This is a genomic window from Microbacterium sp. NPDC057741, from assembly GCF_042798735.1.
In the GTDB taxonomy this organism is placed as follows: domain Bacteria; phylum Actinomycetota; class Actinomycetes; order Actinomycetales; family Microbacteriaceae; genus Microbacterium.
This window is the reverse complement of the sequence record NZ_JBHVJW010000001.1, coordinates 436,791-458,234: the sequence shown is the minus strand read 5'-3', so window position 1 is coordinate 458,234 and position 21,444 is coordinate 436,791. Positions and strand designations below refer to the sequence as shown.

Sequence of the window (21,444 nt, the reverse complement as noted above, 5' to 3'; positions counted from 1 at the left end):
ACGGGTTTCAGGCACCCAGCACCTCCTGGTAGCGTCGCGCGGTCTCCTCCATTCTGACAGCGATTCCGTCCGGTCCCGCACCCAGGATGCTGCGGCTCTCGCTCGCGAGCACGTTGCGGGCCAGCGCACCGAAACGCCCGGCGAGGTCTTCGGGCGTGGCGCCCTGGGCGCCGAAGCCCGGGGCGAGCACCGGCACGGTGCGCAGCAGGTCGTCGTCCAGGCCGAATTCTGCGCGGTCGACGGTGGCGCCGATGACCAGGCCGATCGATCCGAGGGTCTCGCCCGCATCCCCGGCTGCCGACTGCCGCGCGACCATCGCGGCCACTCGGGCGCCTCCGCCGGTCGTCGCGGACTGCAGCGCCGCCGCCTCGGGATTGCTCGTCGCGGCGAGCACGAAGACACCCTTCCCCGCCGTCCTGGCGCGGTCGAGCACGGCGTCCAGAGCACCCACGCCCAAGTACGGGCTCATCGTCACCGCATCCGCCTCCAGCGGCGAGCCCGGCTCGAGCCAGGCATCCGCGTAGCCCTCGTTCGTCGAGCCGATGTCGCCGCGCTTCGCATCGGCGACCATCAGCAGGCCCGCCGCGCGACCGGCGGCGAGCACGTCCTCGAGAGCGGCGAAGCCGCGCGAGCCGAAGCGCTCGAAGAACGACACCTGCGGCTTCAGCGTGCCGACCCGGCCGGCCGCGGCATCCACCACGCGCAGGCCGAACTCGCGCACGCCCTCGGCATCCTGCCCGAGCCCCCACGCGTCGAGCAGCGACGCATGGGGGTCGATGCCGACGCAGAGCGGGCCGTGCTCGTCGAGCACCGTCCGCAGCCTGGCGCCGAACGACTCGGTCATGCCGAGATCCTCCGGTCGAGCGCGTATTCCTGCAGGCTTCGCACCTCGAAGCCGTCGCCGGTCGCATCCAGGCCGCTCACCGCGGCGCCGAGCGTCGCGATGGTGGTGAACAGCGCCTTGTCGGCGGCGACGGCCGCCGCGCGGATCTCGTAGCCGTCCGCGCGCGCCGCTCCCCCATCAGGAACGTTCACCACGATGTCGACAGAGCCCTCGTTGATGAGGTCGACGATGTTCGTCGCGCCGGATTCCTGGGTCTCGCCGACCTTCTGCACCACGTCGACCGGGATGCCGTTGCGCGAGAGGATCTCGCCGGTGCCCTCGGTCGCGAGGATGCGGAAGCCCAGCTGGCTGAGTCGGTGCGCCGGCAGGATCACCGCACGCTTGTCGGAGTCGGCGACCGAGATGAACACCGTGCCCGACGTCGGCGTGCCGCCGTATGCCGCGGCCTGGCTCTTCGCGAACGCGGTCGGGAAGTCCTTGTCGATTCCCATCACCTCGCCGGTCGAGCGCATCTCAGGGCCGAGCACGGAGTCGACGGTGCGACCGTCCTTGGTGCGGAAGCGCTTGAAGGGCAGCACGGCCTCCTTCACCGCGACCGGCGCGTCCAGCGGGATGCGGGAGCCGTCCTGCTCTGGCAGCAGCCCCTCGTCCTTCAGCTCCGCGATGGTCGCGCCGGCCATGATGCGGCTCGCGGCCTTCGCGAGCGGGATCCCGAGCGCCTTCGACACGAACGGCACCGTACGGCTCGCACGGGGGTTCGCCTCGATCACGTAGAGCACCCCGGCGCTGACGGCGAACTGCACGTTCAGCAGCCCTCGGACACCCACGCCCTCGGCGATCGCCAGTGTCGCTGTGCGCACCCGGTCGATCTCGGTGCGGCCGAGGGAGATCGGCGGCAGGGTGCAGCTGGAGTCGCCGGAGTGGATGCCGGCCTCCTCCAGGTGCTCCATGACACCGCCGATGTACAGGTCGGTGCCGTCGTAGAGCGCATCGACGTCGAGCTCGATCGCGTCGTCGAGGAAGCGGTCCACGAGCAGCGGCTTGCCCTCCTCGATGATCACCTCGCCTGCGGTGCGCACGAAGTAGTCCCGCAGGTCCTCGGAGCTGTACACGATCTCCATACCGCGGCCGCCGAGAACGAAGCTCGGGCGCACCAGCACCGGATAGCCGATCTCCTCGGCGATCTCCACCGCGCCCTCGACATCGATCGCGGTGCCGTTGCGCGGAGCGACCAGGCCCGCGCGGTCGAGCAGCTGCGAGAACAGCTCGCGCTCCTCCGCGAGGTCGATCGCCTCGGGGCTCGTGCCGAGCACCGTGTACCCCGCTGCCTCGATGCCCTTGGCCAGACCCAGCGGAGTCTGACCGCCGAGCTGGCAGACCACACCGAGGATCGTCCCGCTCGCCGCCTCGGCGTCGAGCACCTCAAGCACGTCCTCGAGCGTCAGCGGCTCGAAGTACAGCCGGTCGGAGGTGTCGTAGTCGGTCGACACGGTCTCGGGGTTGCAGTTGACCATGACGGTCTCGTATCCGGCATCCGACAGCGCGAACGACGCGTGCACGCAGGAGTAGTCGAACTCGACGCCCTGGCCGATGCGGTTCGGGCCTGAGCCGATGATGACGACCTTGGTGCGATCCGAGGGCGCGACCTCGGTCTCGAAGTCGTAGCTCGAGTAGTGGTACGGCGTGAGCGCCGGGAACTCACCTGCGCAGGTGTCCACCGTCTTGTACACCGGGCGGATGCCCAGACCGTGACGGATGCCGCGAACCTCAGCCTCGGGGATGCCGCGCAGGTCGGCGAGCTGGGCGTCCGAGAAGCCGTGCTCCTTGGCGTACCGGATGGTGTCGGCGTCGAACTCGGCCGCCGTGCGAACGGTCTCCGCGACCTCGTTGATGAGCACGATCTGGTCGAGGAACCACGGGTCGATCGCCGTGGCGTCGAAGGCCTGCTCGATCGTCGCGCCCTTGCGGAGCGCCTGCTGCAGCACCACGATGCGGCCGTCGGTCGGGGTCTTCGAGATCTCGAGGAGCTCCTCGACACTGCGGTCCTCGACGCCCCAGTGGAAGCTCGATCCGCGCTTCTCGAGGGAGCGAAGCGACTTCTGGAGGGCCGTGGAGAAGTTGCGGCCGATCGCCATCGCCTCGCCCACCGACTTCATGGTGGTCGTGAGAGTGGCGTCGGCGGCCGGGAACTTCTCGAACGCGAATCGAGGCACCTTGACCACGATGTAGTCGAGCGTGGGCTCGAAGCTCGCAGGAGTCACACCGGTGATGTCGTTGGGCACCTCGTCCAGACGGTAGCCGAGCGCGAGCTTCGCGGCCAGCTTCGCGATCGGGAACCCGGTGGCCTTCGACGCCAGCGCCGACGAGCGCGAGACTCGCGGGTTCATCTCGATGACGATGATGCGCCCGTTGGTCGGGTCGACCGCGAACTGGATGTTGCAGCCGCCGGTGTCCACGCCGACGGCGCGGATGATGTCGATCGAGATGTCGCGGAGCTTCTGGTACTCGCGGTCGGTCAGGGTGAGCGCCGGTGCGACGGTGATCGAGTCGCCGGTGTGCACGCCGACCGGGTCGACGTTCTCGATCGAGCAGACCACGACCGTGTTGTCGGCCGTGTCGCGCATGAGCTCGAGCTCGTACTCCTTCCAGCCGAGGATCGACTCCTCCAGGAGCACTTCGCCCGTGGGCGAGTCGTGCAGGCCGGCACCGCCAATGCGGCGCAGGTCCTCCTCGTCGTAGGCGAAGCCCGAGCCGAGCCCGCCCATGGTGAAGCTGGGGCGGACGACGAGCGGGTAGCCGAGCTGCTCGGCGCCGGCGAGGAGCTCGTCCATCGTGTGGCAGATGACCGACTTCGCGACATCCGCCCCGGCGTCGAGCACCAGCTGCTTGAAGATCTGTCGGTCCTCGCCCTTGCGGATGGCGTCCACCTTGGCGCCGATGAGCTCGACGTCGTACTTCTCGAGGATGCCGCGCTCGTGCAGAGCCATGGCCGCGTTCAGAGCGGTCTGGCCACCCAGGGTCGGCAGGATGGCGTCGGGCTTCTCCTTGGCGATGATCGTCTCGATGACCTCGGGAGTGATCGGCTCGACGTAGGTCGCGTCGGCGAAGTCGGGGTCGGTCATGATCGTGGCCGGGTTCGAGTTGACGAGGATGACGCGGACGCCCTCCTCGCGCAGCACCCGGCAGGCCTGCGTTCCCGAGTAGTCGAATTCGACGGCCTGTCCGATGACGATCGGACCGGAGCCGATGACCAGGACGCTCTTGATGTCGTCGCGCTTGGGCATTAGTTGGCTCCGTTCAGGTTGGCGACGACCAGGTCGCGGAAGCGGTCGAAGAGGTAGTTGGCGTCGTGCGGGCCGGCCGCGGCCTCGGGGTGGTATTGCACCGAGAACGCGGGGATGTCGAGTGCCTTCAGCCCCTCGACGACCTGGTCGTTGAGGCCGACGTGGCTGACCTCGACCCGGCCGTAGCCGTTGGGACTGTCGAAGGATCCGTCCAGCGGCGCGTCGACGGCGAAACCGTGGTTGTGCGCGGTGATCTCGACCCGGCCGGTCGTCTTGTCCAACACGGGCTGGTTGATGCCGCGGTGGCCGAAGGTGAGCTTGTAGGTGCCGAGACCCAGGGCCCGGCCGAACAGCTGATTGCCGAAGCAGATGCCGAAGTACGGCAGCTTCGCGTTGAGCACCTCGCGCAGCACGGCCACCTGACCATCGGATGCCGCGGGGTCGCCGGGGCCGTTCGAGTAGAAGACCGCCACGGGCGAGATCGCCATGATGTCGGCGAAGCTCGACGACTGCGGCAGTACGTGCACGTCGAATCCGCGCGCCGCGAGGTTGTCGAGGGTGGCCTGCTTGACGCCGAGGTCGAGCACGGCGAGGTTGCCGATCCGCTCCCCCACCGCCGGGGTGATCTGCGCCTCGGTGACCGACACGGCGGCGGACAGGTTCTGTCCCGCCATCTCGGGAGCCTCGGTGATGCGGCGCAGCTGCTCGTCCGCGTCCAGCGCGGCATCGGCGCCCGAGAAGATGCCGCCGCGCATGGAGCCGGCCGAGCGGATGTGTCGGGTGATCGAGCGGGTGTCGACGGCGCTGATGCCGACGATGCCGTCGCGGACGAGAATGTCGTCCAGCGAGGCGTTCGCACGCCAGTTCGAGACCACGCGCGAGGGGTCGCGGACGATGTACCCGGAGACCCAGATGCGGCGGGACTCGGGGTCCTCGTCGTTCATTCCGGTGTTGCCGATGTGCGGCGCGGTCTGCAGCACGATCTGGCCGGCGTAGGACGGGTCTGTGAGCGTCTCCTGGTAGCCGGACATGCCGGTGGCGAAGACGACCTCGCCGAGGGTGGTCCCTCGGGCGCCGTAGGCGCGTCCGGGGAATCGGGAGCCGTCCTCCAGGACGAGGACTGCGGGGTCGGTGTTCAGGGTCACGCTGATGCTCCTGTCTCCGGCGCGGCGCACAGACGCTGCAGCTCGGCGAGGACGTGCTGCGGACCGCCATGGGCGACCCGCAGGAAGGAATCGAGAAGGATGCCGGAGGACTCGCGCCAGACGACGCGGACCAGTCCGTTCGGCTCCACCACGCGGTCGATGGCGACCGTGGCGAGATCGGCGGCGACGAGCCGCTCCGAGGCGAGGAACACGGTGGGCGAACCGTCCAGGCTCAGGGCCGCCCCGCGGTCGGTGAGCACCAGCTCGCCGCGGGCGCGGTACTCCAGTGGCTTGACCGCGACGCGCTCGAGCGGCTGGTCGTGGCGCGTGGTGGCCACGTACAGCACCTCGACGCGTTCGGTCACCTCGGCGTGCTCCGGCACGCCGAGCGGCGCGGCGAGGCCGGAGTCGCGCTTGAGACGTGCCCGCCAGGCGAACAGGATCGCCGCGATGATGACGACCGCGAGCGCGATCGTCAGGAAGATCGCGACCTCGCGGGTCACTTGACCAGCTCTTCCACGAGAGCGCCGTCGGCCACCGTGACAAGGCCACCGTGGATCGTCCACTGCACCTGCCCGGGCAGGTCGCGTCCGAGGTACGGCGAGTTGCGGCTGCGGCCGTGCAGGTCGGCCTCGGTGAAGACTCCGGCGACCCGGGGGTCGTAGAGGGTGACGTGCGCGGGCGCTCCGACCTCGAGCGATCCGAAGCCGTCCAGCTGGCCGATGGTCGCCGGGGCCTTGCTCATCACGCGGGAGACATCCGACCATCCCAGCAGACCGGTCTCGACCATGGACTGGTGCACGACGCGCAGGGCGCTCTCCAGCCCGACCATGCCGTTCGCGGCGGCCTGCCACTCGCAGGCCTTGTTCTCGGACGGGTGCGGCGCGTGGTCGGTCGCCACGATGTCGATCGTGCCGTCGGCGAGGCCCTCGCGCACGGCCAGGACGTCCTCCTCGCGGCGCAGCGGCGGGTTGACCTTGTACCGCGCGTCGTAGCCGCGCACCAGTTCATCGGTCAGCAGCAGGTGATGCGGGGTGACCTCGGCGGTCACCGCGACGCCGCGCTTCTTCGCCCACCGGATCAGATCCACGGAACCGGCTGTGGAGAGATGGCAGACGTGCAGGCGCGAACCGACATGCTCGGCGAGCAGGATGTCGCGGGCGATGATCGACTCCTCGGCGACGGCCGGCCAGCCGGCGAGTCCGAGTTCGGCGGACACGGTGCCCTCGTTCATCTGGGCGCCCTCGGTGAGCCGGGGGTCCTGCGCGTGCTGGGCGATGACGCCGTCGAAGGACTTCACGTACTCCAGCGCGCGGCGCATGATCAGCGGGTCCCAGACGCAGAAGCCGTCGTCGCTGAAGACACGGACCTTCGCCCGGGAGGTGGCCATCGCGCCCAGCTCGGCGAGGCGCTCGCCCTTCTGCCCGACGGTGACCGCGCCGATCGGCTGCACTGTGGCGTAACCTGCGGCTTCGCCGAGGGCGAGCTCCTGCTCGACCACTCCGGCTGTGTCGGCGACCGGCGACGTGTTCGGCATCGCGAAGACGGCGGTGAACCCTCCGGCCGCGGCGGCGCGCGTACCAGTGAGCACGGTCTCGGACGCCTCGAATCCGGGCTCGCGGAGGTGGGTGTGCAGGTCGACGAGTCCGGGCAGCGCGATCAGCCCGGCGGCGTCCACGACTCGGGCGCCGGCGCGGCTCAGGCCGCTGCCGATCTCGGCGATGCGGCCGTTCTCGATCACGATGTCCGCGGCATCCGCCCCGTTCAGCGCGGCGCCGGTGATGACGATGGTCTCGCTCACAGTGCTTCTCCTGCTTCGTCGTTGCGCTCCCCCGCCAGCAGCAGGTAGAGCACGGCCATTCTGATCGACACGCCGTTGGCGACCTGTTCCAGCACGGTCGAGGCTGCCGAATCGGCAGCCTCGCTCGAGATCTCGAGCCCCCGGTTCATCGGCCCGGGATGCATCACGATGCTCGTCTCGGGGAGACCTGCGACGCGCACAGCGTCGAGGCCCCAGAGACGGGTGTACTCGCGCTCGTTGGGGAAGAACGCCGCGTGCATGCGCTCCATCTGGATGCGCAGCATCATCACGGCATCCGGCCCCTCGGCGAGTGCCTGGTCGAGGTCGTAGCGCACGGTGACAGGCCACAGCGAGATGTTCTGCGGGATCAGCGTGGGCGGGGTGACCAGGGTCACGTGCGCGCCCAGCGTCGTGAGCAGCCACACGTTCGAGCGCGCGACGCGCGAGTGCAGCACGTCACCGACGATCACGATGCGCAGCCCGGAGAGGTCACGGCCCCGGCTGTCGGCGCCGAAGTGGCGCTTGCGGATCGTGAACGCATCGAGCAGCGCCTGGGTGGGGTGCTCGTGCGTGCCGTCGCCGGCGTTCACGACACCGGCCGAGATCCAGCCGCTGGTCGCGAGCGTCTGCGGTGCACCGGAGGCGGAGTGCCGCACGACGACCGCGTCGGCGCCCATGGCCTGCAGGGTCTGTGCGGTGTCCTTCAGGCTCTCGCCCTTCGAGACGCTGGAGCCCTTGGCGGCGAAGTTGATCACGTCGGCGGAGAGGCGCTTCGCGGCGGCCTCGAACGAGATGCGGGTTCGGGTGGAGTCCTCGAAGAAGAGGTTGACCACGGTCTTGCCGAGCAGTGTCGGCAGCTTCTTGACCTGGCGGGACTGGGTCTCGGCCATGTCCTCGGCGACGTCGAGGATGCGCAGGGCGGTCTCGCGGTCGAGCGTGCGGGTGTCGAGCAGGTGCCTCATGCTTCGATCGTCACCTCGTCGGTGCCGTCCAGTTCGCGCAGGTGCACGTTGACGCGCTCCTGCCGCGATGACGGGATGTTCTTGCCGACGAAGTCGGGGCGGATCGGCACCTCGCGGTGACCGCGATCGACGAGGATCGCCAGCCGGATGACGGAGGGGCGGCCGATCGACTGGATCGCGTCGAGCGCCGCGCGGATGCTGCGCCCCGAGAAGAGCACGTCGTCGACCAGGACCACCGTCTTGCCGTCGATGCCCTCGTCGGGGATCTCGGTGCGCTTCGGCGTGCGGGTCGGGTGCTTCGCCAGGTCGTCGCGGAACAGGGTGACGTCCAGCGAACCGACCGGGATCTCGGCGCCGGCGATCTCGGAGATGATCGGGCCGAGCCTGTCGGCGAGAGTCACACCGCGGGTCGGGATGCCCAGCAGGACCAGACCGTCCGCTCCCCGGTTGGATTCGAGGATCTCATGGGCGATGCGCGTGAGAGCGCGCGCGATATCGGCTTCTTGCAGCACGGTGCGTGCGGCCATCTGCCTCTCCCTTCTCCGCCTCACAGGACGGGGTTAAAGGATGGGTGATGGTTCGATTCTAACGATTCGCCGCCCGGAAATGCGGTATACCAAGGCTCAGGCGCCGCGAACCTGGACGCTTCGGTCTCGGCTCCGCGCGGAGCCTCTTTGTAGGCTGAGTCGATGACGTCGAGCACGGATCGCTTCAACCGCCTGACCGAGGACGTCGACGCGTTCGCACGCGCGCGTGGATGGCAGCAGTCGCACAACCCGAAGAACCTGCTGCTGGCGCTCGTCGGCGAGGTCGGCGAGGTCGCCGAGGTCCTGCAATGGCTGACCCCCGAGGAATGCTCCGATCTGCGGCATCCGTCCTCCCCTCATCGCGAGCCGCTGCGTGAGGAGCTGGCCGACGTTCTGATCTACCTGATCGAACTGGCTGCGAACGTCGACATCGATCTGATCGACGCTGCGCAGGACAAGCTCGTGAAGAACGCGATCAAACATCCGGCCCCGACCCGATGACGGTGCGACGCCGACTGACACTTCTCCGCCATGCGATGCCGGAGGTCGATGCGTCGGCCCCGCCGAGCGCGTGGCGTCTCAGTGCCGAAGGAGCGGCCGCGGCATCCGCCTTGCACCTCGCCGGCACAGCGGCCTCGAGCCCCGAGCTCAAGGCCCTGCAGACGACGGCGCTCGCAACCGGGGTCTCGGCGGATGCGGTCACGCAGGACGCCCGCTTCCGCGAGGTCGATCGTGAGGAGCAGGTGCACGACGACTTCCGCTCGGCGCGTCGCGCCTGGATCGCCGGACGGTTGGACGAGCGGCACGCGCGCTGGGAGACGTCGGATGCTGTCGCGCAGCGCTTTCACGAGGGACTGGTCGCGCACCCGGCCGAGCACCTCGTCGTCGGAACCCACGGCATGGCGCTGACGGCATGGATGTCCGCGCAGGGTCTGATCGGATCGGGCGCCGCGGCCATCGAGTTCTGGGAGACGCTGCGGTTCCCCGACGTCGTCGAGCTCGATTTCCCGCTCAGTCCGCCGCGGGGCTGATCCGCTGGAACATCAGGAAGTCGCGCCACACGCCGTCGATGCGCAGATACTGCGGCGCAAGCCCGTACTGCGTGAAGCCGAGCCGCTCCAGCACCGCCTGCGATGCGATGTTCTCGGGCAGGGTCTCGGCCTGCACCCGATGCAGCTCCAGCACGGTGAACGCGTGTTCCACTGCCAGAGCTGCCGCGCGGGTGGCGTGACCACGTCGCAGATGATCGGCCGCGATCCAGTAGCCCATCGCGCAGGACTGCAGGGCGCCGCGCACGACGCCGCTCAGTGTGACACGGCCGATCAGCTCATCGGCATCCGTCGTGATGCCGAACGGCACCGCACGACCGGCCTCGTGCTCGCGCAGCGCATGCGCGAGCCTTCGCCGCTGATCCTCGACGGTGTAGAACTCCGGTGCCCGCGCCGGATCCCACGGCCGCAGGTGCTCCCGGTTCGCGATCTCGAGCGCGGTCAGCCGCTCGACGTCGTCGAGGGTCAGCAGTCGGATGCCGGTGTCGGCGCGGCTCATCCGGCGCGGAGCGCCTCGTCGGTCACCGGGCACCGCTCGGAGCGGATCTCGTGCCCGGCCGTGGTCAGGCACTTGCCGGTCTTGAGGTCCCACTTCCAGTCGTGCATCGAGCAGGTGAGAACGCCGTCCTCGATCTTGCCGGTGCGGGTCAGATCGGCGCGCAGGTGCGGGCAGCGTCGCTGCACGACCCAGTCGCCGATCTGAGCGTCCTCGGTCTGGTCGGTCTGCTCGGAGTACCAGTTCTCGACGTACTCGATCCGGTCGACGGAGAGGCACTTCAGGAAGGTGGTGAGGAACTCGTTGAACTTGCCGCTGCGGCCCACCGAGAACTGCATGGACAGGAAGATCGAGTTCGACCAGTCGATCTCATGGTCGCGGATGTTCGTCGAGACGAGATCGGCGGGGATCGTGTACCAGTAGATGCACTCCTCGCCGGCGTACTCGCGCACCTTGGCGCGCGGGAAGTCGACGACCATGTCGAGGTCGCCGATCTTGAAGCGGACGTTGCCGCCGACGCCGTTGCGGATGGTGCGGGACTTCTTCAGAAGCGGCTCCCACCAGGCCTTGAGCTCGGCGAGGATCTCGTCCGCCGGCAGCACAGGCGCGCGGCGGGCCTCCTCGTCACGGACCTCCTGCTGACGCGAGGCGCGCTGCTCCTCGAGGTAGTCCCACTTCTCGTCGAAGATGTGCGCGATCTCCGCCTCGGAGTACAGGCTCTGCGTCACAGACATCTCGCCGTGGTTCATCTCGACGACCGTGCCGGGGATGAAGAGCTGCCCGTCGTACTGCGGCGCGAGCTCCTTCAGGTGTGCGAGGAACTCCTTCTGATCGGTGAAGATCGAGTCGTCGTTCTGCCCCGTGCCGTTGTACTTGAACAGCTCGTCCCGTAGGAACATCGGCGGGCCGGCCATCGGGAAGACGTGCGGGGCATCCACCTTCTCGATGTAGTACATCGCGCGCTTGTTCTGCGCGTCGCGCTTCAGCTTCGCGAAGTTCTGCTTGGCGTCCTGCGGCAGGTCATAGACCATCGGCCACCAGATGGCGCCGGACACCTGCGTGAAGTACGCCTCGGGCTTGCCGAAGCTCAGAAGCTTCTCGAGATCGAGCGGGTGCGAGTCGTTCTGGTTCAGGATGGACGCGGTGCCGTCGTCCACGCTCAGCGAGGAGTCCCCGATGGGGCCGTCGCTGGGCGCGCGCAGGGGCGTGATCATGATCTTCAGGTCACCGCGCTCGATCACCCCTCCCGCCGGTGCGTAGGTGATGTTGTCGTAGCCGAGGGCGCGGATGTCGGCCTCGAGGTCGTCGGTGACGTACTCGGGAAGCAGCACCTCGATGTCCTTGCGGATGTACTTCTGCAGCAGGCGCCCGTCGAAGTGGTCGCGGTGCCGGTGCGAGATGTACAGGAAGTCGGCCTTCCTGCCGATCTCCTCCCAGTCCAGTCCCCTGTTGTCGGGGAACGGGAACCACGAGCCGAAGAACGAGGGCCCGAGCACCGGGTCGCAGATGATGTTCCCGCCCGCCGTCTCGATGAGCATTCCGGCGTGGCCGAGTCCCGTGATCCGCATGTCTCTCCTCCTGCTTGGACCCGTCGATTCTACCGGCGGGGTCCTGGGCGCGTGATCCGACGGGCCGTGGGTAACGGGGTCAGGACAGCCCGGTGACCGGAACGCCGAGCCAGTCCGCGAGCTCCTGGATCTCCGCGCGGACCAGCTCGTGCTCGTCAGCATCCCAGGCGAAGAACTCGTGCACGGCGTTCACTCGGAGCACCTCGCGGGCGCGGTCGTGCTCGGCATCGAGCATCCCGATGAACCGGTCGCCGAACAGGATCGGATGCGCGAAGTACCCGTAGACACGCTGCGCCTTCGGCTTGAACTGCTCGAGCACGTAGGTGAAGTCGAACACCTCCTCGAGCCGGCGCCGGTCGAACAGCACACTGTCGTACGGGTTGAGGAAGGCGACCCGCCCGCCGCGATCCGGCTCGTCGAGAGTCGCGAGGGCGTCGGGATCGATGCGGAAACGCATGCTGCTCCCCTCCACGGATGCCGCTTCGCCGGTGCCTTTCGCGACACCACTCCACCAGTAGTGCGGCCGGGCGAGTCCCGCGGCCTGCAGAGCTCGAATCGACAGCCGCTCGGCCGCCTCATCCTCGCCGAGCGCCGGGACGTTCTGAGGGAAGGCCCGCTCAGCGAGGTCCCAGCGCCGATGTCTGCCATCGCGACCGACCACCGCGACCTCGGCGATGCGTGACAGCAGGTCCAGCATCACCGGCACCTGGTTCGAACCGGTCCATCCGTCCGGCGCCCGCTCGACCTGGGCGGTGTCGGGGATCTCGCTCGCCAGCAGCGGCCCCTCGGCACGCAACCGCGCGAGCACTTCACGGCGGAACCCGTCGTTCGCTGCCAGCCAGGTCTGTGCGCTCCTCCGCAGCGATGCCTCAGTCATGGTCGGGAGCATGGCGGGCAGCAGCGACGTCGGACGGAACGTGCCGCTGTGCTCGAACAGCTGCCTGTCGTCCTCCACCGCCTTCTTCAGCTGCCCCGGCTCGTAGGCCCAGCCGATCCGTGACCAGGCCACCGTGTGCTCGCAGGGTGCGATCGTCGCGGTCGGGTCGATCTTGATGTATCCGAGCTGCTCGGCCACCTCGACGACGTCGCCGGGGCGCTCGGCGTCGAGCAGCGCGGCGCGCACGATGACCCGCCGCGCCTCGTCCTTGGTCAGCGCATGGGCGGTCATACCGGGATTCTCCGCTCAATCCTCGAAGAGTGCACGGATGTCGTCCGCGGTGAGCGATTTCGCGAACAGCTCGTCGTCGTCCATGACCGCGGTGAACAGTCGGGCCTTGCGCTGCTGGAGCGCGAGCACCTTCTCCTCGATCGTGCCGGTCGAGATCATCCGGTACACGAAGACCTGCTCACGCTGGCCGATCCGGTGCGTGCGGTCGATCGCCTGCGCCTCGGCGGCCGGATTCCACCAGGGATCCAGCAGGAACACGTAGTCGGCCTCCGTCAGGGTCAGGCCGAAGCCGCCCGCTTTGAGGCTGATCAGGAACACCGTCTGATCGCCCTCGCGGAAGTCGCCCACGACCTCGCCCCGCTTGCGAGTGGTGCCGTCCAGACGGCTGTACGGAATGCCGGCGTCCTTCAGCCGCTGCTCGGCGAGATCGAGGTATGAGGTGAACTGGCTGAACACGAGCGTCCGGTGCCCCTCTGCGCGCAGCTCCTCGGCTCGCTCGACAAGGGCGTCGAGCTTCCGCGATCCCAGGCCGATGTCGTCGGGGTCGACGAGTCCCGGCGCCAGAGCGAGCATGCGCAGCATGGTCAGCGAGCGGAACACGATGAACCGGTTCTTGTCGAGATCCTTCAGCAGCCCGAGGATCTTCTGGCGCTCGCGCTGCAGCACCGTGTCGTAGACGGCGCGATGCGCCGGGCTCGGCTCGACGTGCAGGATCTGCTCCTGCTTCGGCGGCAGCTCCGACGCCACCAGATCCTTGGTGCGGCGCAGCATGAGCGGCCGGATGCGGCGCCGCAGGCGCGCGATGCGTCCGGCCCGGAAGTCCGCTCCCTCGGCGTTCTCGGGCACCTTGCCCTTCTCGATCGGCTGCACGTAGTCCTCGCGGAACCGCCGCTTCGAAGGGAACAGGCCCGGCGCTGTCAGGTGGAACAGCGCCCAGAGATCCATCAGGCTGTTCTCCAGAGGCGTGCCGGTGACGGCGTAGGTCACGTCGGCTGTGATGGCCGCGACGGCCTGGTGCTGCTGCGAGGCCGGGTTCTTCACGAACTGCGCCTCGTCCAGGATCAGACCCGCCCATTCCTGATCGCGGAAAGTGTGCTCGGCCAGCCGTACGACCGCGTAGGACGCGACGACGAGGTCGGCCGATGCCGCGGCGTCGCGGATGTCGGACGCCTTCGACGTCTCCACGACGCGCACTCTCAGGTCGGGTGTGAACCTCGCCGCCTCGTCGCGCCAGGCGGAGAGCACGCTGGTCGGCGCAACCACGAGGAACGGGCGCTCCTCCCCCGCCTCGCGCGCGTGCTGCACGAGCGCCAGCAGCTGCAGCGTCTTGCCGAGGCCCATGTCGTCGGCGAGGATGCCGCCGAGCCGATGCTGCCGCAGGAACGCCAGCCACTCGAAACCGGCCTGCTGATAGGGACGCAGATCCGCGCGCAGTCCCGCAGGCATCGGCACCGCAGGCACCCCGCTCTCCGTGCGAAGAGCCTCGACGGTCGCCCGCCAGGAGACGGCCGACTCGGACTGGTCGGCGAGGTCCTCGAAGTCGTCCCAGAGCGCGGTCTGATAGCGGCTGATCCGCGGGCCGGTCTCCCATTCGTTCAGCGTCGCGGCCTCATCGATCAGCTCACGCAATCGGTCGAGTGCGGGGTGCGCGAGCGAGAAGTAACTGCCGTCGACGAGAAGCAGGTTCTTCCGCCGAAGGGCGAGGGCGGTGAACAGCGGTTCGAACGGGATGCTCCGGCCGTCGATCTTCACCAGGAAGCCGAGGTCGAACCAGTCCGGATCGGTGCTCTCCACTGTCGTGATCGTGATCTCGGGCTCGCCGGCGAGCTCGCGGTAGACCGGGCGATCGCCGGAGATGATGACCTCGATCCCGGCGTCCTCCAGCGCGGGGACGACCTCGCCCATGAGACGCGCGGTGTCCAGGTCGCGGACCACGCCGCTCGCGGCGAACGGCAGGTCGGATGCCGAGGACCAGAGACTCTCGAAGGCCCGCAACTCCGTGATCTCGGCCTCCGCATCTCGGACCGCGTCGCCTGTCGGCGTCACGGGGAAGCCGCCGCGACCGCCGTAGCGCCAGGTGAGCCGATGATCGGCGGTGTGCCCGCCGCGGAAGGTGATCGACAGCACCGGCGTCGGCGGCAGCACCTCGGGCAGGCTGACCCCGGCGCCGGCCTCCAGCGTCGTCGTCCTGCGCAGCGACGGATACGCCTCGACGAAGAACGCCTCCTCGTCCGAGGCCGGCACGGACAATGCGCCGCCCTCGGCGAGCAGCATCCGTGATGCCTCGTCCAGGGTGCTGTCGGCGATGACGACCTCGAGGCGCCGGTTCACGACACGCCAGGTGTAGAAACCCGAGCGCCCGATGGCGCGAACGTGCTCGGCATCCGTCCCGTCGACCTTCGCGGTCAGCCGCAGGTCGAGACCGCGCTCGGTGCGCTCCACGCGCACCTGCGAGGAGGCGGTACGGGCGAGGCGGAGATCCGTGTGCTTGTGCACGGCGATGAGCGGCACGCCGGCTGCATCCGCCCGGTTCAGGTGATCGAGGAAGACGTCGGACTCGACGTGGTCGATCAGGATCCACTCGCCCGCGGTACCGGACAGCAGCGAGTCGCGCGCCAGCGCGAGCAGGTCGCCGAACCACCGGTGCTGGGCGACCGGATAGGAGGGCGATGCACGCCGGAACGACTCCCAGCCGACCTCGCCCTTGATCCAGGCGCCGGTGCGCGGGCTCGCCGTGTACGGGCGCATCGCGAGACGCACGTCCACCTCGCCCTTCGCCAGGGCGCGCGGGTCCGCAGGCGCGGTGCGCTTGGTCGACCAGGGGTTCGCGTTCGGCTCGTGCACGCGGAGTTCGAAGCCGAGGGCCAGCGGCGTCCGCTTCGCCGGCGCGCGCATCTCGGGGATGAGGCGCCGCCAGGGCTCCGTCTTCGGCTGCTCGGGAGCCGCGACCGCTGCGCGGACCACGGTATCACGATCGGCCTTCAACACGGCGGCGGCGACGTGCTTACAAGCGGACGCCATGGGACAGGTGCAGCGGGACGACATGATGCGCGGCACCTCCGCCGTGGCATCCACCCGAATGACGCAGGCGTAGTCTCCGATGCTGCTGCCCCTGACGGTCGCCGTGAGCACCGAGCTCTCCTCGTCCCAGCGCGTGGAGAGCACCATTCCGGTCCTGAGATAGTCCCTCGCCCTCTGCAGCGTCATGGTGCCGACGTGGCGGTTGAGAGTCACGTCGTCTATGTGCGGAAAGGGCATGGAGCAATCCTGCCAGTCCCCGCAGACACCGATCGCTCCGCCCGTTGCCGCGCCGTTACCCAAACCTTGCCGGATCGTGATCCCACGCCCGCGCGGCCGCACCTAGCCTGTGGCTATGAACAGGATGCGGCGGGGTCTGGTGGCGGTCGTCTTCCTCTCGGCGCTGATGCTGGGCGCCTCGGGGTGCACCGCGATGGGTGGTTCGTCTGGCGGCACGGCGAACAGCGACGCGCAGTCCGCGCAGGATGCCGGGGGCTCGGTCTCCGAGCAGGCATCCGGCCCCGACGAGGCGAAGGACTCCGCGGTTGTTACGACCGGACGAATGCTGTTCACCGCTGACGATCCGCTGGACGCAGCCGACCAGGCGACGAAGATCGCCTTTGACGCCGGCGGGCGAGTCGACGCGCGCAACGACGATGCCGGCGGCAGTGGCGCCGCGGCTCGGGCCGAGGTCGTGCTGCGCATACCCGCCGACGATCTGGAGGATGCCCGCGCCGCGCTGAAGAAGCTCGGAGAACTGGAGGAGACGTCGTTCTCGGCCGAAGAGGTCGGCGCGACGCAGCGCGACCTGGACGCCCGTATCACGACGCTGCGCACATCGATCGCGCGGTACACCGAGTGGCTCGGCAGCGCGCAGAAGACCTCGGATCTCATCGAGCTCGAGCAGGCGATCTCGGAACGGCAGGGCGAGCTGGAGTCGCTCACCGCGCAGAAGCGCGATCTCGACGACCGGGTCGCGATGGCCACGGTGACCGTGACCTTCGCGTCGGTGTACGTGCCGCCGCAGCAGGCGCCGCGGAATCCGGCCGAGGCGATGGCGGCCGGATGGACGGCGTTCGTCGCGTTCTGGTCGGCCCTGGGGATCGCGCTGGCGTTCCTGCTGCCCTGGCTGGTCGCGGTCGCGCTGATCGGACTGGTCGTGCTGTGGCTCGTGCGGAGGCGCCGCGGGGCGGCATCCGTTCCGGCATCAGCACCTGCGCCCGTGACGGAGGCGACGCCGGAGGCGCCGGAGGCCGCACCCGAGGAGGCGGCGGTACAGCACGACGCGCCGCGCTGAATCAGCGCGGCGCGTCGGCGGAGTACGTCAGGCGGCGCGGGCGAGGCGTGCGAGCACGCCGTGCACGAAGGCGCCGGACTCGTCTGTGGAGAGCTCCTTGGCGAGCTCCACGGCTTCGTCGATGGCGACGGCAGTGGGCACCTCGTCGTTGAACAGGATCTCCCAGGCGGCGATGCGCAGCACGGCACGATCGACGGCCGGCATGCGCTCGAGCTTCCAGTCGCGGCTGTGCGTGGTGATCTGCTCGTCGATGTCGTCGCGGTGGTCCACGACTCCGTCGACGATCTCGCGCGCGTACAGCCAGGAGGCCTCGCGGGCCGGCTCGCTGGCCGCGCGCTTCGCCTCGGCTGCAAGCGTGGTCGCGATGTCCTCACCGCGCACGTCGGCGGCGAAGAGGATGTCGAGGGCGCGCTTGCGCGCCTTGGTGCGTGCGCTCAAGATCAGTCGTTGACGCGGCCGAGGTAGTCACCCGTGCGGGTGTCGACCTTGACCTTGGTGCCGGTCTCGAGGAACAGCGGAACCTGGATCTCGTAGCCGGTCTCGACGGTGGCGGGCTTCGTGCCGGCCGAGGAGCGGTCGCCCTGCAGGCCAGGCTCGGTGTATGTGATCTCGAGCACGACGGAGGCCGGGAGCTCGATGTACAGCGGGTTGCCGTTGTTCAGCGCGATCTGCACCTGCTGGTTCTCGAGCAGGAAGTTCTTCGCGTCGCCGACGGTCGCCGCGCCGACGTTGAGCTGGTCGTAGTCCTCGACGTCCATGAAGACGAAGCTGTCACCGTCGGTGTACAGGTAGGTGAAGTCACGACGGTCGACGTTCTCGATCTCGATCTTCGCGCCGGCGTTGTACGTGCGGTCGACGGTCTTGCCGCTGACGACGTTCTTCAGCTTGGTGCGCACGAACGCACCGCCCTTGCCCGGCTTGACGTGCTGGAACTCGATGACGCTCCAGAGCTGCCCGTCGATCGACAGGACGACGCCGTTCTTGATGTCTGCGGTGGATGCCATGCTGGTGGAAGTCCGTTCGTATGTTGACGTGAGCGGCCGGGCGCGGATGCGCGCAGAACGCGGCCGACCACCCATTCTACGGGATGGCGGCAAATCGGCCCTCGATAGGCTCTGTACGTGCCTGCTGCCGCCGATCTCCGCCGCTTCTCCGACGATCTGCCGCCCGACGGGCAGTCGCCCTATCTCGTGCCGCCGAATCGCGCTCCGATCGCCGTCGTGCCCTACGACGACGATTGGCCCGACCGGTTCGCACGGGTCGCTGCCGGCATCGTCCATCTGCTCGGCCCCCGCGCCCTGCGGATCGAGCATGTCGGCTCCACATCGGTCCCGGGGCTCGCCGCGAAGCCGATCATCGACATCGATCTGACCGTCGCCGATCCTGCCGATGAGGCCGGCTACGTGCAGGCTCTGACTGCGGCGGGCTGGGTGCACACCGTGCGCGAGCCCTGGTGGCACGAGCACCGCATGCTCAGGCTCCCGAATCCCCGCACGAACCTGCACGTCTTCGGGCCGGACTCGCCCGAGGCCTGGCGGCACCTGATCCTGCGAGATCATCTGCGGCGCGACGCAGCCGATCGGCGGCGTTACGCCGAGATCAAACTCGAATCGGCCCGGGTCTCGAGCGCCGCCCAGGAGACCGTCGATGAGTACAACGTCCGCAAGGAGCGCGTCCTGCGCGAGATCATCGGACGAGCTCTGGACGCCGCGGGGGTCCCTGCTTAGGCGGGCAGCTGCGCGACAAGTTCGCGCACGGCCTCCGCGTATCCCTGCACCCCGCGCCCGACGACGCGCACCGCGGCGACGTCAGACAGGTACGAGAAGTGCCGGAACTCCTCACGGCGGTACACATCCGAGATGTGCACCTCTGCGAACGGGAGCTCCACGCCCGTCAGCGCGTCGCGCAGCGAGACCGAGGTGTGCGTCAGACCACCGGGGTTGATGACGACGCCCGCGCAGTCCTCGCGCGCCGCGTGGATCGCGTCGATGAGCACGCCCTCGTGATTGCTCTGTACGGCGCGCACCTGCCAGCCGAGCGCGGATGCCGCATCGGCGGTGATGCGCTCCACGTCGGCAAGCGTCTCAGTGCCGTAGATCCCGGGCTCGCGGGTGCCGAGCAGGTTGAGATTCGGCCCGTTCACGAGCAGCAGACGGCGAGGCTGGGTCACGCGCCCACGCTATCAGCGGCGCTGAGCGCGTGGACCATCACGTACTCCTCGCCGTTGTGCTGCTGCGTGACCTCACCCGTGCGCACGAAGCCCCAGCGCTCGTAGGCTCGCTGCGCGCGCAGGTTGTCGACGTGCACCTCGAGGTAGAGCGCGGAGCGGCCGGTCTGCCGTGCCCAGGATGCCGCCGCGTCGAAGAGCCCCTCCATCGTGCCTGCGCCGCGGTGCCCGTCGGCGACGTACACGCCCACGACCAGCCCGGAGCCCGGACGGTCGCGGTTCTCGATCACGGTCGCCGATCCGACCCATTCGCCGTCGGCGGTGATCGCGACGAACTGGGCGGCCGCATCGCCGACCGCGGCGTTCACGGTCCGGTCCCGCCAGAACTCGTCCGGCTGCGTCGAGGCGTGCTCGACGGTGTCCAGGAAGGCGAGGTGGGCGACCGCGTCGCCGAGGGCGCGCAGGCGCAGCGCCTTGACCTCTTGCCACTCTCCCGGTGCGATCCGCCGGATCTCGACGCTCACGCGCCCACCTCCTGATATGCCGCGAACATCAGCGACTCGTCCGGCGCCTGCAGCACCGTCGGCTTGGCGATGTCGTCGAGCACGATGAATCGCAGCATCCCGCCGCGCGCCTTCTTGTCACGCTGCATCGTCGCGAGCAGCTGAGGCCAGGCGCCCGCGCGATAGGTCGTCGGCAGACCCAGTGTCTCCAGGATCGACCTGTGCCGGTCGACGGCCTCGTCGGACAGCCGCCCGGCCAGACGCGACAGCTCGGCGGCGTACATCATGCCGACCGAGATCGCCGCGCCGTGCCGCCACTGGTAGCGCTCGGCGTGCTCGATCGCGTGCCCGAGCGTGTGGCCGTAGTTGAGGATCTCGCGCAGTCCCGCCTCGCGGAAATCATCGGAGACGACCTTGGCCTTCATGTCGATCGCGAGCTCGATCGTGCGGCGGAACTCGTCCGTCGCCGGATCGATCGCGCGCTCGGGCGCGGTCTCGACGATGTCGAGGATCTCCGGCGCCCAGATGAACCCGGCCTTCACGACCTCTGCGTAGCCGGCGGTCGCCTCGTTCGCGCTGAGGCTGGTCAGCTCGTCGAGGTCGCCGATCACGGCGCGCGGTGCCCAGAACGCGCCGACCAGGTTCTTTCCCTCGTTGGTGTTGATGCCGGTCTTGCCGCCGACTGCGGCATCGACCAGCCCGAGCACAGTGGTAGGCACCTGCACGACCTGCACGCCGCGCAGCCAGGTGGCGGCGACGAAACCGGCGACGTCGGTCACCGAACCCCCGCCGTAGCCGATCACCGCGTCGGTGCGGGTGAAGTCGGCCTGGCCCATGATCTGCCAGCAGAATGCCGCGACCTCGACGCGCTTGCCCTGCTCGGCATCCGGGATCTCGGCGAGCAGGACCTCGAGCGATCCACTCGACATCAGGCGCTCGCGCAGTTGCGCGGCGCGAGACGACAGCGTCGGCGGGTGCACGACGAGCACCTTACGGACGGCGGGGTCGAGCGCCGCGGCGACCCGGTCGAGGATGTCGCGACCCACCGTGATCTCGTAGTTCTCGTGTCCAGCGACACCGATCGTGGTCGTGCTCATTCCTGTTCCTTCCGCCATTGGGCGATCTCGTCCGCGATCTTGCGCATCGGACGCTTCGAGGTGTCGACCGTCAGATCGGCCACCTCCTCGTACAGACCACGCCGCGCCTGGAAGATCTCCTCCCAGCGCGCGACCGGGTCCTCTCCTGCCAGTAGTGGTCGCCCGCCGCCGGTGATCCGCGCGGCCACAGCCGCCGCGGTCACGGTGAGATAGACGACCGGATGCCCGGACAGCAGTGTTCTGGTGCCGGCGTCCGTCACCGCGCCGCCGCCGAGCGACACGACGCCCCCCTCGGCCAGCGCGCCGGCGACCGCCTCGCGCTCCAGCCGACGGAAGTGCGCCTCACCGTGAGTCTCGAAGAGCTCCGGGATCGGGCCGTGTTCAGCGGCGATGCGCTTGTCGGTGTCGATGAACGGCACGTCGAGTGCGCGCGCCACACGGCGCCCGACGCTGGTCTTGCCCGCTGCCATAGGGCCGACCAGCACCAGCGTGAGCGGATGCTCCGCCGAGCCCGCCAT

At 69.0% G+C, this 21,444-nt stretch carries 21 protein-coding genes; 4 read left to right on the top strand and 17 right to left on the bottom strand.

Annotation, left to right across the window (positions count from 1 at the left end; all coding sequences use genetic code 11):
• Positions 1-7 precede the first annotated feature (7 nt).
• From pyrF to pyrR, 7 genes are read right to left on the bottom strand one after another with little or no spacing between them, the layout of a single operon-like run.
• The gene (gene pyrF / locus ACFVDO_RS02260) at positions 8-844 is read right to left on the bottom strand and encodes an orotidine-5'-phosphate decarboxylase (RefSeq protein WP_378857222.1); all 837 of its coding nucleotides are present in this window, start codon (positions 842-844) and stop codon (positions 8-10) included.
• Positions 841-4,128 carry a carbamoyl-phosphate synthase large subunit gene (carB, locus tag ACFVDO_RS02255; protein ID WP_378857224.1) on the bottom strand — a complete coding sequence of 1,096 codons (3,288 nt, stop codon included), beginning with the start codon at positions 4,126-4,128 and terminating at the stop codon, positions 841-843. Before carB ends, pyrF begins: the two co-directional genes overlap by 4 nt.
• A complete protein-coding gene (gene carA, locus ACFVDO_RS02250) occupies positions 4,128-5,273 on the bottom strand; it encodes a glutamine-hydrolyzing carbamoyl-phosphate synthase small subunit (protein ID WP_378857226.1) in 1,146 nt (381 codons plus the stop codon). The genes carB and carA overlap by 1 nt, the downstream gene beginning before the upstream one ends.
• Positions 5,270-5,776 (bottom strand): hypothetical protein, encoded by a 507-nt coding sequence (locus ACFVDO_RS02245; RefSeq protein ID WP_378857228.1) that lies wholly within the window; start codon positions 5,774-5,776, stop codon positions 5,270-5,272. Before ACFVDO_RS02245 ends, carA begins: the two co-directional genes overlap by 4 nt.
• Positions 5,773-7,074: a dihydroorotase gene (locus tag ACFVDO_RS02240; protein ID WP_378857230.1), complete on the bottom strand. Its 1,302-nt coding sequence runs from the start codon at positions 7,072-7,074 to the stop codon at positions 5,773-5,775. The genes ACFVDO_RS02245 and ACFVDO_RS02240 overlap by 4 nt, the downstream gene beginning before the upstream one ends.
• Positions 7,071-8,036, bottom strand: coding sequence for an aspartate carbamoyltransferase catalytic subunit (locus ACFVDO_RS02235; RefSeq protein ID WP_378857232.1), 966 nt, complete (start codon positions 8,034-8,036; stop codon positions 7,071-7,073). The genes ACFVDO_RS02240 and ACFVDO_RS02235 overlap by 4 nt, the downstream gene beginning before the upstream one ends.
• Complete coding sequence (pyrR, locus tag ACFVDO_RS02230; protein ID WP_378857234.1) at positions 8,033-8,563, bottom strand: bifunctional pyr operon transcriptional regulator/uracil phosphoribosyltransferase PyrR; 531 nt, start codon at positions 8,561-8,563, stop codon at positions 8,033-8,035. Before pyrR ends, ACFVDO_RS02235 begins: the two co-directional genes overlap by 4 nt.
• A gap of 162 nt (positions 8,564-8,725) precedes the next feature.
• Between pyrR and ACFVDO_RS02225 the strand changes: the two genes are divergently transcribed.
• Both ACFVDO_RS02225 and ACFVDO_RS02220 read left to right on the top strand, forming a co-directional pair.
• On the top strand, positions 8,726-9,064 hold the full coding sequence (locus ACFVDO_RS02225) for a nucleotide pyrophosphohydrolase (protein ID WP_378857236.1): 339 nt from the start codon (positions 8,726-8,728) through the stop codon (positions 9,062-9,064).
• 35 nt (positions 9,065-9,099) lie between these two features.
• On the top strand, positions 9,100-9,594 hold the full coding sequence (locus tag ACFVDO_RS02220) for a histidine phosphatase family protein (RefSeq protein WP_378857238.1): 495 nt from the start codon (positions 9,100-9,102) through the stop codon (positions 9,592-9,594).
• Here ACFVDO_RS02220 and ACFVDO_RS02215 read toward each other — a convergent pair.
• The 4 genes from ACFVDO_RS02215 to ACFVDO_RS02200 all read right to left on the bottom strand — a co-directional run bounded on the left by ACFVDO_RS02215 (position 9,575) and on the right by ACFVDO_RS02200 (position 16,102).
• The gene (locus ACFVDO_RS02215; RefSeq protein WP_378857240.1) at positions 9,575-10,111 is read right to left on the bottom strand and encodes a GNAT family N-acetyltransferase; all 537 of its coding nucleotides are present in this window, start codon (positions 10,109-10,111) and stop codon (positions 9,575-9,577) included. The genes ACFVDO_RS02220 and ACFVDO_RS02215 overlap by 20 nt on opposite strands.
• The gene (locus tag ACFVDO_RS02210) at positions 10,108-11,676 is read right to left on the bottom strand and encodes a Rieske 2Fe-2S domain-containing protein (RefSeq protein ID WP_378857242.1); all 1,569 of its coding nucleotides are present in this window, start codon (positions 11,674-11,676) and stop codon (positions 10,108-10,110) included. Before ACFVDO_RS02210 ends, ACFVDO_RS02215 begins: the two co-directional genes overlap by 4 nt.
• A gap of 79 nt (positions 11,677-11,755) precedes the next feature.
• A complete protein-coding gene (locus ACFVDO_RS02205) occupies positions 11,756-12,844 on the bottom strand; it encodes a DNA glycosylase AlkZ-like family protein (RefSeq protein WP_378857244.1) in 1,089 nt (362 codons plus the stop codon).
• Positions 12,845-12,859: 15 nt separating this feature from the next.
• A complete protein-coding gene (locus ACFVDO_RS02200) occupies positions 12,860-16,102 on the bottom strand; it encodes an SNF2-related protein (protein WP_378857246.1) in 3,243 nt (1,080 codons plus the stop codon).
• Between the two features lie 115 nt (positions 16,103-16,217).
• Here ACFVDO_RS02200 and ACFVDO_RS02195 point away from each other — a divergent pair, with 115 nt between their 5' ends.
• On the top strand, positions 16,218-17,159 hold the full coding sequence (locus ACFVDO_RS02195; RefSeq protein ID WP_378857248.1) for a DUF4349 domain-containing protein: 942 nt from the start codon (positions 16,218-16,220) through the stop codon (positions 17,157-17,159).
• A gap of 27 nt (positions 17,160-17,186) precedes the next feature.
• On the opposite strand, the gene nusB is transcribed toward ACFVDO_RS02195, so the two are convergent.
• Both nusB and efp read right to left on the bottom strand, forming a co-directional pair.
• Positions 17,187-17,597, bottom strand: a complete 411-nt coding sequence (gene nusB / locus ACFVDO_RS02190; protein WP_378857250.1) for a transcription antitermination factor NusB — start codon at positions 17,595-17,597, stop codon at positions 17,187-17,189.
• Between the two features lie 2 nt (positions 17,598-17,599).
• Positions 17,600-18,163 carry an elongation factor P gene (efp, locus tag ACFVDO_RS02185; RefSeq protein WP_378857252.1) on the bottom strand — a complete coding sequence of 188 codons (564 nt, stop codon included), beginning with the start codon at positions 18,161-18,163 and terminating at the stop codon, positions 17,600-17,602.
• A gap of 117 nt (positions 18,164-18,280) precedes the next feature.
• Here efp and ACFVDO_RS02180 point away from each other — a divergent pair, with 117 nt between their 5' ends.
• Entirely contained in the window at positions 18,281-18,886 is a 606-nt protein-coding gene (locus tag ACFVDO_RS02180; protein WP_378857254.1) for a GrpB family protein, read from the top strand.
• Here ACFVDO_RS02180 and aroQ read toward each other — a convergent pair.
• Genes aroQ through ACFVDO_RS02160 form a run of 4 tightly spaced genes read right to left on the bottom strand, consistent with a single transcriptional unit; the run spans position 18,883 to position 21,444 of the window.
• Positions 18,883-19,329 (bottom strand): type II 3-dehydroquinate dehydratase, encoded by a 447-nt coding sequence (aroQ, locus tag ACFVDO_RS02175; RefSeq protein ID WP_378857256.1) that lies wholly within the window; start codon positions 19,327-19,329, stop codon positions 18,883-18,885. The genes ACFVDO_RS02180 and aroQ overlap by 4 nt on opposite strands.
• On the bottom strand, positions 19,326-19,850 hold the full coding sequence (locus ACFVDO_RS02170; protein ID WP_378857258.1) for a GNAT family N-acetyltransferase: 525 nt from the start codon (positions 19,848-19,850) through the stop codon (positions 19,326-19,328). The genes aroQ and ACFVDO_RS02170 overlap by 4 nt, the downstream gene beginning before the upstream one ends.
• Positions 19,847-20,926 (bottom strand): 3-dehydroquinate synthase, encoded by a 1,080-nt coding sequence (aroB, locus tag ACFVDO_RS02165; RefSeq protein WP_378857260.1) that lies wholly within the window; start codon positions 20,924-20,926, stop codon positions 19,847-19,849. Before aroB ends, ACFVDO_RS02170 begins: the two co-directional genes overlap by 4 nt.
• The gene (locus ACFVDO_RS02160) at positions 20,923-21,444 is read right to left on the bottom strand and encodes a shikimate kinase (RefSeq protein WP_378857262.1); all 522 of its coding nucleotides are present in this window, start codon (positions 21,442-21,444) and stop codon (positions 20,923-20,925) included. Before ACFVDO_RS02160 ends, aroB begins: the two co-directional genes overlap by 4 nt.

Coding starts and splice junctions, on each gene's coding strand:
- ACFVDO_RS02200 (WP_378857246.1), bottom strand. CDS start 16,102: ATGCCCTTTCCGCACATAGACGACGTGACTCTCAACCGCCACGTCGGC.
- carB (WP_378857224.1), bottom strand. CDS start 4,128: ATGCCCAAGCGCGACGACATCAAGAGCGTCCTGGTCATCGGCTCCGGT.
- ACFVDO_RS02205 (WP_378857244.1), bottom strand. CDS start 12,844: ATGACCGCCCATGCGCTGACCAAGGACGAGGCGCGGCGGGTCATCGTG.
- pyrF (WP_378857222.1), bottom strand. CDS start 844: ATGACCGAGTCGTTCGGCGCCAGGCTGCGGACGGTGCTCGACGAGCAC.
- ACFVDO_RS02225 (WP_378857236.1), top strand. CDS start 8,726: ATGACGTCGAGCACGGATCGCTTCAACCGCCTGACCGAGGACGTCGAC.
- ACFVDO_RS02235 (WP_378857232.1), bottom strand. CDS start 8,036: ATGAGGCACCTGCTCGACACCCGCACGCTCGACCGCGAGACCGCCCTG.
- aroB (WP_378857260.1), bottom strand. CDS start 20,926: ATGAGCACGACCACGATCGGTGTCGCTGGACACGAGAACTACGAGATC.
- ACFVDO_RS02195 (WP_378857248.1), top strand. CDS start 16,218: ATGAACAGGATGCGGCGGGGTCTGGTGGCGGTCGTCTTCCTCTCGGCG.
- ACFVDO_RS02210 (WP_378857242.1), bottom strand. CDS start 11,676: ATGCGGATCACGGGACTCGGCCACGCCGGAATGCTCATCGAGACGGCG.
- ACFVDO_RS02215 (WP_378857240.1), bottom strand. CDS start 10,111: ATGAGCCGCGCCGACACCGGCATCCGACTGCTGACCCTCGACGACGTC.
- pyrR (WP_378857234.1), bottom strand. CDS start 8,563: ATGGCCGCACGCACCGTGCTGCAAGAAGCCGATATCGCGCGCGCTCTC.
- efp (WP_378857252.1), bottom strand. CDS start 18,163: ATGGCATCCACCGCAGACATCAAGAACGGCGTCGTCCTGTCGATCGAC.
- ACFVDO_RS02160 (WP_378857262.1), bottom strand. CDS start 21,444: ATGGCGGGCTCGGCGGAGCATCCGCTCACGCTGGTGCTGGTCGGCCCT.
- ACFVDO_RS02220 (WP_378857238.1), top strand. CDS start 9,100: ATGCCGGAGGTCGATGCGTCGGCCCCGCCGAGCGCGTGGCGTCTCAGT.